The organism is Alkalimarinus coralli (assembly GCF_023650515.1).
In the GTDB taxonomy this organism is placed as follows: Bacteria; Pseudomonadota; Gammaproteobacteria; order Pseudomonadales; family Oleiphilaceae; genus Alkalimarinus; species Alkalimarinus coralli.
The window spans coordinates 1,813,097-1,825,512 of the sequence record NZ_CP096016.1 but is presented as its reverse complement, the minus strand read 5'-3'; the positions used below and the strand labels follow the sequence as shown (position 1 = coordinate 1,825,512).

The 12,416-nt window shown below is 44.2% G+C and carries 12 protein-coding genes; 7 read left to right on the top strand and 5 right to left on the bottom strand.

All coding sequences use genetic code 11. From position 1 onward, the window contains the following. Window positions 1-19 precede the first annotated feature (19 nt). The 4 genes from MY523_RS08090 to MY523_RS08075 form a co-directional block, all read right to left on the bottom strand. Window positions 20-943 (bottom strand): carbon-nitrogen hydrolase, encoded by a 924-nt coding sequence (locus MY523_RS08090; RefSeq protein WP_250658279.1) that lies wholly within the window; start codon window positions 941-943, stop codon window positions 20-22. Beyond that, window positions 940-2,025 (bottom strand): agmatine deiminase family protein, encoded by a 1,086-nt coding sequence (locus MY523_RS08085; protein ID WP_250658278.1) that lies wholly within the window; start codon window positions 2,023-2,025, stop codon window positions 940-942. The genes MY523_RS08090 and MY523_RS08085 overlap by 4 nt, the downstream gene beginning before the upstream one ends. Further along, complete coding sequence (locus tag MY523_RS08080; RefSeq protein WP_250658277.1) at window positions 2,018-2,335, bottom strand: hypothetical protein; 318 nt, start codon at window positions 2,333-2,335, stop codon at window positions 2,018-2,020. Before MY523_RS08080 ends, MY523_RS08085 begins: the two co-directional genes overlap by 8 nt. Window positions 2,336-2,492: 157 nt before the next feature. After that, complete coding sequence (locus MY523_RS08075; protein WP_250658276.1) at window positions 2,493-3,059, bottom strand: PilZ domain-containing protein; 567 nt, start codon at window positions 3,057-3,059, stop codon at window positions 2,493-2,495. Between the two features lie 187 nt (window positions 3,060-3,246). Here MY523_RS08075 and MY523_RS08070 point away from each other — a divergent pair, with 187 nt between their 5' ends. Together MY523_RS08070 and lolD are read left to right on the top strand one after the other, a co-directional pair. Next, a complete protein-coding gene (locus MY523_RS08070; protein WP_250658275.1) occupies window positions 3,247-4,488 on the top strand; it encodes a lipoprotein-releasing ABC transporter permease subunit in 1,242 nt (413 codons plus the stop codon). Continuing rightward, window positions 4,481-5,164, top strand: a complete 684-nt coding sequence (gene lolD / locus MY523_RS08065) for a lipoprotein-releasing ABC transporter ATP-binding protein LolD (RefSeq protein WP_250658274.1) — start codon at window positions 4,481-4,483, stop codon at window positions 5,162-5,164. The genes MY523_RS08070 and lolD overlap by 8 nt, the downstream gene beginning before the upstream one ends. A gap of 110 nt (window positions 5,165-5,274) precedes the next feature. On the opposite strand, the gene MY523_RS08060 is transcribed toward lolD, so the two are convergent. Further along, window positions 5,275-5,799, bottom strand: a complete 525-nt coding sequence (locus MY523_RS08060) for a DUF2062 domain-containing protein (RefSeq protein WP_250658273.1) — start codon at window positions 5,797-5,799, stop codon at window positions 5,275-5,277. Between the two features lie 116 nt (window positions 5,800-5,915). Between MY523_RS08060 and MY523_RS08055 the strand changes: the two genes are divergently transcribed. The 5 genes from MY523_RS08055 to lpxK all read left to right on the top strand — a co-directional run bounded on the left by MY523_RS08055 (window position 5,916) and on the right by lpxK (window position 12,409). Continuing rightward, complete coding sequence (locus MY523_RS08055) at window positions 5,916-8,306, top strand: DNA internalization-related competence protein ComEC/Rec2 (RefSeq protein ID WP_250658272.1); 2,391 nt, start codon at window positions 5,916-5,918, stop codon at window positions 8,304-8,306. A gap of 88 nt (window positions 8,307-8,394) precedes the next feature. Further along, window positions 8,395-9,021: a flagellar polar localization protein PocA gene (gene pocA / locus MY523_RS08050; RefSeq protein WP_250658271.1), complete on the top strand. Its 627-nt coding sequence runs from the start codon at window positions 8,395-8,397 to the stop codon at window positions 9,019-9,021. 5 nt (window positions 9,022-9,026) lie between these two features. Beyond that, entirely contained in the window at window positions 9,027-9,449 is a 423-nt protein-coding gene (locus tag MY523_RS08045) for an ExbD/TolR family protein (RefSeq protein WP_250658270.1), read from the top strand. A 147-nt stretch (window positions 9,450-9,596) separates the two neighbouring features. Continuing rightward, entirely contained in the window at window positions 9,597-11,357 is a 1,761-nt protein-coding gene (gene msbA / locus MY523_RS08040) for a lipid A export permease/ATP-binding protein MsbA (protein WP_250658269.1), read from the top strand. Window positions 11,358-11,371: 14 nt separating this feature from the next. Next, complete coding sequence (gene lpxK / locus MY523_RS08035; RefSeq protein WP_250658268.1) at window positions 11,372-12,409, top strand: tetraacyldisaccharide 4'-kinase; 1,038 nt, start codon at window positions 11,372-11,374, stop codon at window positions 12,407-12,409. Window positions 12,410-12,416 lie beyond the last annotated feature (7 nt).

The window sequence follows — 12,416 nt, the reverse complement described above, 5'->3', positions numbered from 1 at the left end:
GGGCGTTTAGTCTGGGGCTTCAGTCTATATACCGACGCGTTATTTGAGCATAAGCATCGACTCTTCTGTCTCGAAAATATGGCCATATCCGCCTAACATTCTCAGAGCGGTCCATATCGATATCTGCAATCAGTACATCTTCATTGTCTGAACTGGCGCGGTTAAGTACCTCTCCTTGTGGGCCGGTAATAAAGCTGTTTCCCCAAAACTGAATACCTTCTGATTGCCCGGAAGGGTCTTTTTCGACGCCCACTCTGTTTGGCGTAATAATAGGGAGGTTATTCGCGACCGAATGGCCTCGTTGTACGGTAACCCACGCATCTAACTGGCGTGCCTGCTCGTCTTTATCATCGTTTACGTCCCACCCAATAGCCGTTGGGTATATCAATATCTCTGCGCCAGACAGTGCCATTAAACGAGCAGCTTCTGGATACCATTGATCCCAGCAAACCAACACCCCAAGCTTTCCAACGCTTGTCGAGATAGGAGTGAAACCGCTATCTCCTTCATTGGTAATCGCATCACCGGGGGTAAAGTAAAATTTTTCATAGAAACCAGGGTCGTCAGGTATATGCATCTTTCTATAAGTGCCTGCGATGTTTCCGTCGGTCTCAATGACCACTGCAGTATTGTGATATATACCAGTGGCTCTTTTCTCGAATACTGACGCGACAATGACGATATTGAGTTCTTTTGCCAAGTTGGACAGAAACGCGGTGGTATAACCAGGAATCGTTTCTGCGAGATCAAACACGCTAACATCTTCTGTTTGGCAAAAGTAAAGTGTTGCGTGAAGTTCTTGTAGTACCACTAGTTTTGCGCCTTCAGCGCTAGCGAGTCGAATTTTTTCCTCGGTTGACTTAAGGCTAATATCTTTATCGCTAGAGCAGCGTTGTTGAATAGCTGCAACTTTAAGTCGTTTCGTCTTTGCGGTAGTGGTCATCCGTTGGGGATCTCCATAGCAGGTTTTTGCTGAGCTCTAATTTGGGTCGTGTTCAGTTTAGGTGAGGGAATTTGCATGGTTATACAATGCAAACTTCCGTGCTGTTTTATTAAGGTTTTGCAGTTGATGGGGATTATTTCCCGGTCTGGGAAGCAATGCTGTATCGCCTTTATCGCTTCTTCGTCTTGTTTTACACCGTAAACAGGAAACAAGACGGCCCCATTGATAATAAGAAAGTTTGCGTAGGTTGCAGGTAATCGCTCTCCTTTTTCAATAATGGGTTCTACCATCGGGAGCGGGACTAAACGATATGGTTCTCCCCCTGGTTGCCTGAAAGACATTAGTTGCGCTTCCATGTTGCTTAGTGCTTCAAAATGCTCGTCATTTTTGTCATTACACTTAACGTAGCAAATGAGGTCGTGCGCACAAAAGCGAGCGAGGGTGTCGATGTGGCTATCGGTGTCGTCACCAGAAAGGTAACCATGATCTAACCACAGAACCTGCTTTACACCTAACAGCTCTTTTAGCTTATGCTCGATCTGGGATTTAGATAGTTCGGGGTTTCTGGTTGGTGACAGAAGACACTCACTTGTTGTGAGTAGCACGCCTTCTCCGTTGGACTCAATCGCTCCGCCTTCCAAAACCATATTAACTTTACTGTCTTGGTATTGCTGCAAAGCATCTATCTTTGCAAGGTGGGTGTTGATAAGGTTGTCTTTTTCGAAACTGAACTTTCCGCCCCAGGCGTTGAAATTGAAGTCAAGAAGCCTGGCCGTTTCTTCATGGTATACGGTGATAGGGCCATGATCTCTGGCCCATGTATCATTGGATGGTATATAAGATACATGCAGCGAATGAAAAGCGTGCTTGCTTAGCACGGATTTAATAACATCAACCTTTTCACTGTCACCGCAGCTGATAATTAAACTTTCTCTCTTTAGAATTTCCTTGGCTAATTGGAAATATAGTGTTTCCACTTCATCCAGAATAGGCTTCCAATCAGTATTTTCGTGTGGCCATGTTAGTAAAACTGCGTTTTGATCTGTCCACTCGGGAGGGAGTTGGAGTTTAGCGTTACTCATTTTGTTTCTTTTCTGTTTTTGAAGGGTGGAGGACACTGTGTATCACGTATTCTCCCTCAAAATAGACGGTAAAGTCAGCATATTTCCACTGATAAATAGCAGGTTTTCCCGTTGGGCCACTTATTTTGACAGGGTTGCCAAAATACTCTTTCACCTTTTCCATCGTCATGCCAACTTGTGGCCGGTTAATACTCTTGTTCTCAGAAGCTTGTTCGGACACGCCGATTTTTATTGTTTCTGCAACGCTAGTCATTGAAAAAAGGCAGGTTGATAATATTCCGCACGCAATCAGCGTAATTTTTTTGTTCATGGGATGCTCGTTATTATGTGAAGTTGTTATGTTTGCTTACTAGCAAACTGATAAAGCTAAGTATACGTTTTATATAGGATCTTCTAACATCAGAATAGATGCTATCTAAAACATTGTGTAACTTTTTGTGCTGGAAATAGCGGTATAGTGGAGGGGGCTAGTTAATTCTCGTAACTTTTCTGTCTCTACTCTGCTTTCGGATTATATGCCTGGCGATGAGTTGCTGGTTGAATTTGTCTGGTTCATGGAATTTAACGTGGAGGGTGTGGCCGTCGCTTTGATCGTCGCTACTGATAATGACGCCTTTCAATATGAGGCTAGTGAAGGATGGCAATAAAATAAATTGAATGGCGACGGGGGTGTTATCAGGTAGCGGGTTGGTGGTGCGAACAGATACCCCACCTTCACTCAGGTTTATATCGGTTAGGTTGGACTCGTCAATAGAGTGATTATTAAGCGCAATGCCTCTTGCGAGTGCATCCAGCTTTGTGTTCAGACTTTTTAAGTACAAACCCAGGCTTTTGTCCTTGTCGCTAATCTGGCGAAGAAGGTGTTTTGACTCCAGGTCTACTTGATGAAACTCCCGTAGTACCGAAAAAGTCGGAGTTAGACTAAATTGGGACTCCGCATCAGCATCAATAGTGTCCAATTTTTTAATGTCTACTATTGCTCTATCACTTACCCGATAGAATTGTCGTCGCTCGATAGCTTGTGGGTTAGACATGGTGTTTCATACCGCAAAATTCTTGGTTCTTAATATTGTGAGTGCTTAAAATTGTGAGTTCTTATTTGTTAAACATCGACGATTTTAGCTGGGATGTTATTTTCGAATAACGCCTAACTAAAGTTTAACACTTATTTTTAAAAGTAAAGGTCTATTGTTTTGAATTTATGTGTGTTTTAATTCCGCCATGTTTAGACCTTACCCTATATTTATCGGCTTACGCTATACAGCCGCAAAGCGAAGTAACCACTTCATTTCCTTTATCTCGTTAACGTCAATGATCGGGTTGACATTGGGGGTAGCGGTTCTCATTACGGTCATGTCAGTGATGAATGGATTTGATCGGGAGCTGAAGGAGCGCATTCTCGGCATGGTTCCTCATGCGGTTATTAAGCACTATGGCAACATGGAAGAGTGGCAATCTATTGATGAGGCCGCGACTAAAAGGCCGGATATTGTTGCTGCGGCTCCTTTTATTAAAGCCCAGGGAATGGTAACTCATGGCAGTGGTGTTCGAGGGATTCTGATGAACGGAATCCTGCCAGAACAGGAAGATGAAGTCTCCATTATATCTGACCATATGGTGGCAGGCTCCATACATGATCTGCAAGCAGGTGAGTTTGGAATCGTCATTGGTAACCTCCTGGCCAACTACCTTAGGGTAGATTTAGGCGACAAGATTACTATTGTGTTGCCTGAAGCGTCGATAACGCCAGCGGGTGTTTTCCCCCGACTAAAGCGCTTTACGATTAAAGGTATATTCAAAGTAGGTGCTGATCTTGATAGTACGTTGACGCTGGTGCATATGGAGGATGCGGCAAAAGTACTACGGCTGCAGAATGAGGTTCATGGTATTCGTCTTAAAATGATTGACTTGTTTAAGGCTCCGAGGATTGCCAACGAAATTGCCAAGGAGCTGCCTACAGGCTATTTCAGCAGTGACTGGACCAGAACGCACGGCAACCTGTTTCAAGCGATTAAGATGGAAAAGACCATGATTGGATTGCTTCTAATGATGATTGTTGCTGTTGCGGCGTTTAATATCGTCTCAACGTTGGTGATGGTTGTCACCGATAAAAAGTCGGATATCGCAATTCTTAGAACAATGGGGGCAAGCCCCGGTGCGATCATGACTATATTTATTATGCAGGGTACATTTATTGGCTTAATCGGAAACTTGCTTGGTACGGCGGCGGGTATTTTGCTCTCACTTAACGTTAGCTCGATTATTAAGTGGGTGGAAACGGTTATGGGGCATCAGTTTTTAAATGCAGATGTTTACTTTATTAGCTATCTGCCGTCCCAGTTGCTGTGGAGTGATGTCTTTCTGGTCTGTGGTGCGGGCTTCGCTATGAGTGTATTGGCGACTATCTACCCCGCGTGGCGTGCTTCAAAGGTGGATCCGGCTGAGGCGTTAAGGTATGAGTAACTATATTCTAAGAGCTCAGGGACTGTCTAAGTCGTACAAAGAAGGGAAGGGAAGACTCTCTATATTCGATGCAGTTGACTTTTCCCTGAATGAAGGAGAGTCTGTTGCAATTCTGGGGAGCTCCGGGTCTGGCAAAACAACGCTGCTAAACCTGTTGGGAGGGCTTGATAAGCCTAACAGCGGCAGTGTTTGGGTTAATGGTCATGATGTTCATGCGTTGACCGAGCGGAAAAAAGGGCGTGTTCGAAACGAGTATCTGGGGTTTGTATACCAGTTTCATCACTTGTTGCCAGAGTTTTCCGCGCTTGAAAATGTTTGCATGCCGCTACTTATTGGTAAAACACGCAAAGAGCATGCGATAAATAAGTCAAAAGAGTTGTTGGCCCGTGTTGGGCTGGAGGAACGCTTTGACCATAAGCCTTCCGAGTTATCAGGGGGGGAAAGGCAGCGGGTAGCCATTGCTAGAGCGTTGGTTAATGACCCGAATTGTGTGCTGATGGATGAGCCTACGGGGAATCTCGATGAAGGAACCGCAGATAAAGTTCAGGCGCTTATACTTGAACTTAAAGCGCAGCTGAAGACAAGTTTCGTGGTGGTTACCCACGACCTGTCGTTGGCTAGAAAGATGGATCGCGTTTTGCACTTGGAAGACAAGTCACTCACAGATATTACTTGAACTACTGGCTTGTATAGCTAACCAGCAATTAAGCGCTGTTAGTTTGTTAGAGACTTTTTACTAACGCCAAGCTTTTTCAGTTGGTCGTTTGGTTTGATTATTTATGATGGTCAGGCTTGAGACCGACGCTTCTGTTGACGATCGTGCCAGTTTTTTCTTACCTTTTTCTTCCAAAAAAACTGCACCAGCGTATAGCAAGTGACTGCGAAAAATACTCCGCAAATAATTGACCCAAAATAGAGTGGAATTCCAACTTCAATAACCTTATCGCTGATCCATTGCCAGCTTAGCTCAAACTCATATCCTATCAGTGGCTTGTTAAGGATTGCTGCTCCAACCCAGTAATTGAAATAAAACATAGGGGGCATGGTTAACGGGTTGCTGATCCAAACGAGCGCAACTGAAATCGGTAAGTTGCAGTTAAGCCAAATTGCAAATACTGCTGCGACAACCATTTGAAAAGGGATAGGGATGAAGCACCAGAAAATCCCTACTAGAAAAGCTTTAGCTACTGCATGGCGGTTTATATGCCACAAATTAGGTTCATGAAGAACATCACCTAAAAAATGAAGCGCTTTAATCTCTTTAATTTTCTGTGGATCAGGGAAAATACGTTTGAGAATTCTCTTTGGCATATAAAATGACGCATGGTTGTTAGTAAGGTTAACCCAATTTTAGAGTTACAAAACAAGATTGGCTATTGGTTTTAGTCAATATTTACTATTTATCTTAAATTTTTTGAGGCCCAACTATGCGCTCATGGATGATCGCGTACTTGGCTGGCGTAGTTGCTTTTCATCTGTGGGGAACGCTTCTACCGGCTGCTTGCAATATTTCACTTCTTATCTCATCAATAGTTATTTTTTTGTTTTTGGCAAGAATCAGGTGGGTATCATTTTTTCTATTGGCCATAGTCTGGTCCAGTTTTTATTCTGAAACAATCAAAAACGATGCAATAGAATCCCAATACGAGGGGGTTGACCTTTACGCTACTGGCTATGTTTGCTCTGTCCCTAAAAGAAAGGAGCTGGCTACCGTATTTGAATTGTGTGACGTTTCTCTTCGTTTAGCCGCTGGCGCAAGTGATAGTAGTAATGGTGATAGTAGTAATGGTGATGGTAGTAATGTCGCAACCGGTCTCCGAATAAAGTTGTCGTGGTACACACGCGACCAGATTGACTTGGAGGGCGCTAAGGAGCTGGTGGTTCGACTAAAAAGGCCGCACGGTATGGTAAATCCATACGGGTTTATATATGAAAAGTGGCTTTTCCGAAAAGGAATAAGTGCTGTAGGTTATGTAAGGAAACCCACGGCCGATGCAGACTCTCTTCCTACTGCTAACAGTTGCTTGAGTCGATGGCCTGGGTGTCAGATAACAGCATTAAGAATACGCGTTAGTTCATATCTGGAGAGACTTTCGAATGATATCGAACATGTTGCGCTCATTAAGGCGCTGTCGATTGGTTTTCGTGGTGATATAGATTCAAATCACTGGGCTACACTGAAGAGTACTGGCACACAGCACTTGATAGCTATCTCCGGGCTACATATCGGGCTGGTATTCGGCTTCGCTCTGGGGGCTGCGACGATGATATGGCGCAGTTTGAAACGAGTGGTAGGCGATGCCGTTTATTCGAAGGTGTATTTTCTAAAACCTCTATCCTGCATATCATTTGCCTTGCTGTGTGCGCTTGCCTATGCAGCAATGGCCGGTTTTCTTGTCTCCACGCAGCGGGCGTTGATCATGTTGCTTGTTTATTCGCTGTGCGGTTTGGCCAGGCGGCGGCTTCGCCCAAACACTCGGTTGTTATTTGCAGCCGCAGCGGTTTTACTCGTAGACCCCAATGCAGTCCTGGATTATGGGTTTTGGCTGTCATTTATCGCTGTTTGGGCACTATTCTTTGCATTCTCTATTACCATCAAAGCTGGCTCAAAAAATAATATTTTGTGGATAAAGCAATCAGCTCTGATGCAGTGGGTTATTTTTGTGGGCTTGAGTCCTGCGCTATTGGCTACGGGAATTGGTCTTAGCTATACGTCTTTGATTGCTAATTTTGTTGCAATCCCTTTAGTTGGCGTGGTGACCGTGCCTCTGATTTTCGCGGGGCTTATTGCTAGCCCGTTTTCAAGTTGGGTTTCTGTAAAGCTGTTATATATGGCAGATAAGTCTTTAGAGGTGTTGTTTCATTTTCTTGAGTTATTTGATGGTTTCTCCGTGCTTGAGGTTGAGGCTGCACCGCTGCTGCTAGTTGCACCCGTGGCAATCTTTACGCTATGGCTGTTGTTACTGCCGACGCTTAGAGGTGTTAAAGTCTGGTTGGTGCTGGTTGCAGGGTTTCTGTTTTGGTTTAAGTCAACTACTAGCCATGAGAACGTGACAGAACTTGTGGTTTTTGATGTTGGGCAAGGGTTGTCTTTTGCAGCTGTAAATGGTCGTAGCGCGCTGGTATATGATACGGGGCCAGCATACCGTCAGGGTAGTGCGTCACAAAGATCACTGATTCCATACTTAAAGGCTAGAGGGATAAAGCATATCGACGCGATGATTATAAGTCACGGAGATGAGGATCACGCAGGCGGGTTAAAAGATGTCGAATCTGAGTTTACAATAGGGAATTTGATATCCGGTCAGCCAGAGCGACTTGAGACGTCAAATAAGACTAAGTATTGTAAAGATGGTGAATACCAATCAACAGGCTGGTATTCGGTGCAGTTTCTCTATGTTCCTGGTTTCTTAAACAGACCGCTATCAGCCAACAACCACTCCTGTGCTGTGAGACTCGAACTGAATGGCATATCCATTCTTTTGATGGGAGATATTGAAAAGAAAGCCGAAAAACTCATCGTCAACCGTTACAAAGAAAGGCTTAAGGTCGATATCTTGGTAGCAGGCCACCACGGGAGTAAGAATGCGACAAGCAGCGCTTTGTTAAACTATGCCGACCCTGATGTAGTTGTTTTTTCATCAGGCTATAAGAACAGGTTTCATCATCCCCACCCTGATGTTATTGAGCGAGTTGAAAATTCTGGCGCAAGAATTTCGAATACTGCGACAGATGGCGCTGTTGTTTTTCGAAAGGAGAATGATAGCTGGTTGTTTGAAAAACAAAGAGAGCTAAAAAAAGCATTTTGGCTATTTTAAAAGTTGGATTCAGAGAGTCAAATAAGCTACTGTTAACAATTAACTTTATGGTAGAGTATTGCCGAAATCTTATCTAGGGAGATAGTGTGTGTTTGAGTTGTTAAGGCCTGGTGGCGCCATAATGATCCCCATATTGCTTTGCTCTGTGTTGGCGCTGGCAATTATATTGGAGCGTTTTTGGACCTTGAGAATCGGCAAGGTTGCGCCCAAGCAAGTTGCTAATGAGTTGTGGGGCTGGATTAAAAATAAAGAATTAAACTCAAAAAAGATGAAGGCTCTTAAAGAGTCGAACCCCCTAGGGCGTATTTTGGCAGCTGGCTTAAGTAATGCAAAGCATGGCCGGGATATTATGAAAGAGAGTATCGAAGAGGAAGCCAGTCATGTGGTGCATGAGCTGGAACGATTTTTAACGGCTCTGGGGACTATCGCTGCTGTTACGCCTTTACTTGGACTGCTCGGTACGGTCATTGGTATGATAAAGGTCTTTGCTCAGTTGCAGCTGGAAGGGACGGGCAATGCAGCTGCATTAGCAGGGGGGATCTCCGAGGCGTTGATTACAACGGCGGCGGGTTTGGCAGTAGCAATCCCTGCGCTGATTTTCCATAGATACTTCATTCGGCGAGTGGAAGAAATTGTAATCAGCATGGAGCAAGAGGCGGTAAAACTCGTTGAAGTGGTTCATGGTGACCGCGAAATAAACTCAAATGGAGTTTGATCGTCGTGAAATTTAAACGTCAGGTCGATGAAGATGTATCCGTTAACCTAACACCGCTGATAGATGTTGTGTTTTTGCTGTTGATATTCTTTATGGTATCAACCACTTTTACTAAAGAGAGTCACCTCGAGATTGAACTGCCAGAAGCATCGGGTGAAAAAAGTGCGAGTAATGTAAAAGAAATAGAGTTGATTATTAGCCATAAGGGAGAGTTCTCAATTAATGAACGTCCATTGGTCAATAACAAAGAAGATACCATCAAGAAAGCGGTGATGAAAATTTCAGGTGGTGATAAGAAGTTACCATTTGTGATTACTGCGGACGCCAAAACGCCTCATGAATACGTTGTCAGGGCAATGGATGTAGCAGGTAAACTCGGGTTTGTTCATTTGAGCATTACAACACAGAGGTCGGGCTCTAGCGAATAGTAGGCGCCGTCCTGTTACGGATAGCAATGCATAGCAGAATGCCAGAAACATAAAATCTGGCATTTTTTCGTTAATAATTCGTCTAATTTGCTACTCAGTAGCTTATCTTTGCATGCTATTTGTTAGTGTGCCATAGAGCAGTTAAATATGTCGACACAAGAAACAGTAATGCCAAATAATGCATCTAACTGGCAGGTGTATAAACGCCTTCTGGTTTACTTGAAGCCTTTGAAAGGCATTTTCTTTTTAAGCTTGCTTGGCAATGCTATATACGCTGCTGCGAGCGCCTTGATGCCCAAGTCGCTTGATTATGTTGTTACAGCTGTGGAAAACCCCACTGACCAAGACCGCTTGTTTGTGCCGGCATTGATCGTTGGCATTTTTGCGTTGAGAGGGGTGGGTACGTTTCTGGGAGGCTACTACATAGCCAAAGTTGGACGCCAAATAGTGCACACTTTGAGAACAGAGATATTCAACAATATTCTGACGCTTCCTAATCGTTTTTTTGATGGAAGCTCATCAGGCCATTTGGTGTCCAAAATTACATTCAATGTTGAGCAGGTAACCGGGGCTGCGACCAATGCGATTACCATAACTGTTCGCGAGGGGTTGACCGTTGTGGGCCTGCTCGGTGTAATGCTTTATGAAAACTGGAAACTAACGCTTATTTTTATCGCAATAGGGCCAATAATTGGTTTGGTTATTAGTGCAGTGAGTCGGCGTTTTAGGAAGCTTAGCCAGCGGATCATGAACTCTATGGGTGATGTAACTCACGTCTCGTCTGAAGCGGTAAGTGGGTACAGGGTTGTTCGCATATTTGGTGGTGAGGCTTATGAGCGTGAAAGGTTTAATCAGGCTAGTCGCTATAACTTGGTGCAGAGCTTAAAAATGGAGCTGACAAAATCGTTAAGCACTCCCGTCGTGCAGCTGCTTGTTTCATTTTCTATCGCGATACTCGTTTGGCTTGCTTTAGCTCCAGAAGTTAGAGGCAATATGACCGCCGGTGGATTCGTGGCGTTTATTGCAGCAGCTACTACCATGGCAAAGCCCATTCGCCAGCTAACGAGCGTCAATGCAACTATCCAGAGCGGAGTCACTGCTGCTAAAGATTTGTTTACAGTCATAGATGAAGAAACAGAAGTAGATAATGGCAGTGTGGTTGCTGAGCGCGTTAAAGGAAATATCGAATTTAAAAATGTTAGCTTCAGCTATGCTGATGATAAGCCGTCAGTTTTGAGAGATATTTCATTAAGCGTCAATGAAGGGGAAACAATCGCCTTAGTAGGGCCTTCTGGTAGCGGAAAATCGACACTTGCAAACTTGCTTCCTCGATTTTATGAACCTTCCTCGGGCTCTATTACATTAGATGGCGCGAATATTAATGACTATCAGCTATCATCGTTAAGAGATCAGATTGCTCTGGTTACGCAAAATGTAACCCTATTCAATGATACTGTTGCAAACAATATTGCATACGGGGCTCTAGCCGGGGCAAGTGAAGAGGATATCATCGAGGCGGCTAGAAAAGCACATGCACTTGAGTTTATAGAGGAAATGCCAGACGGCATACACACTCTAATTGGTGATAATGGGGTTTTGTTGTCGGGAGGACAGCGCCAGCGTTTAGCTATTGCTCGCGCGCTGTTGAAAGATGCGCCAATATTGATACTTGATGAAGCAACATCTGCATTGGACTCCCACTCTGAGAAGCTGATCCAGGACGCGTTAGAAACCGTAATGAAGGGGCGTACAACGATCGTTATTGCTCACCGTTTGTCAACGATTGAGGGGGCAAATACCATTGCAGTTATTGAAGGCGGTAATTTGGTTGAGTCAGGCAGTCACGAAGCGCTATTAGAGCGTGGTGGATTGTATGCTCAGCTACACAAGCTTCAGTTTAGTGAATAGGTTGATTGAATTTTATGTCAACAATCTCGGAAGCTGTTACACGAGCATGGTACCAGAATAAAAAATGGGTGCTTTTATTTCTACCTCTTTCCTTTCTGTTTGGCATTGTCAGTGCAGTGAGAAAGATGTGTTATCAATGGGGCTGGCTTAAGCGTGTAAGAGTCTCTGCGCCTGTTATCATTGTTGGAAATATCTCGGTTGGAGGGACGGGGAAGTCTCCAGTCACCGGGTATTTAGCTGCTGAGCTTAAACGAAGGGGTTATAAACCAGGGATAGTTAGCCGGGGCTATGGGGGTAAAAGCAACCACTATCCAACCATAGTCGAAAAGGGAGCACTGGCTGCTGAGGTTGGGGATGAGCCCATCATGCTACATCAAATGACCGAGTGTCCTGTTGCGGTTGACCCTGTTCGTTCGCGTGCTGCTGAAAAGCTCTGCGTCGAATATGGTTGTGACTTGATCATCTGCGATGACGGTTTGCAGCATTATGCGCTTCACCGGAATGTAGAGATATGTGTAATTGATGGTGAACGAGGGTTAGGTAATGGTCATCTATTACCTGTCGGGCCCTTAAGAGAGTCTGAATCAAGAATATCCAGTGTTGACTTTGTGATTGTGAATGGCAGGAGTGGCCCGCTGTCAGTATTTGAAAATATGCCTCACAAGCATACTGTATTCGAAATGTCCCTAAAGCCTGTGAAGCTGGTTAATGTGTATGATGACAGAGAGCTTCCTATAGCGTACTTAAAAGGAAGAGAGGTTCATGCAGTAGCAGGAATTGGTAATCCCGAGCGTTTTTTTCTCGCGTTGAAAGGGCTTGGTGCTAATGTAAATCCACACAGTTTTCCTGATCATCACGATTTTGGTTGTGAAGACCTACAGTTTGATGATAACAAAGACGTTATCATGACTCATAAAGATGCAGTTAAATGTAAATTGTTATTCCGGGGAAACAAACCTGAAAATGTTTGGTACATGCCCGTCGCTGCCGAGTTGAATAACACCTTTATGGATACCCTTTGTAATAAACTAGATACTATCGACGACGGTTAATACCCGG

Coding starts and splice junctions, on each gene's coding strand:
- MY523_RS08090 (WP_250658279.1), bottom strand. CDS start 943: ATGACCACTACCGCAAAGACGAAACGACTTAAAGTTGCAGCTATTCAA.
- MY523_RS08085 (WP_250658278.1), bottom strand. CDS start 2,025: ATGAGTAACGCTAAACTCCAACTCCCTCCCGAGTGGACAGATCAAAAC.
- MY523_RS08080 (WP_250658277.1), bottom strand. CDS start 2,335: ATGAACAAAAAAATTACGCTGATTGCGTGCGGAATATTATCAACCTGC.
- MY523_RS08075 (WP_250658276.1), bottom strand. CDS start 3,059: ATGTCTAACCCACAAGCTATCGAGCGACGACAATTCTATCGGGTAAGT.
- MY523_RS08070 (WP_250658275.1), top strand. CDS start 3,247: ATGTTTAGACCTTACCCTATATTTATCGGCTTACGCTATACAGCCGCA.
- lolD (WP_250658274.1), top strand. CDS start 4,481: ATGAGTAACTATATTCTAAGAGCTCAGGGACTGTCTAAGTCGTACAAA.
- MY523_RS08060 (WP_250658273.1), bottom strand. CDS start 5,799: ATGCCAAAGAGAATTCTCAAACGTATTTTCCCTGATCCACAGAAAATT.
- MY523_RS08055 (WP_250658272.1), top strand. CDS start 5,916: ATGCGCTCATGGATGATCGCGTACTTGGCTGGCGTAGTTGCTTTTCAT.
- msbA (WP_250658269.1), top strand. CDS start 9,597: ATGTCGACACAAGAAACAGTAATGCCAAATAATGCATCTAACTGGCAG.
- lpxK (WP_250658268.1), top strand. CDS start 11,372: ATGTCAACAATCTCGGAAGCTGTTACACGAGCATGGTACCAGAATAAA.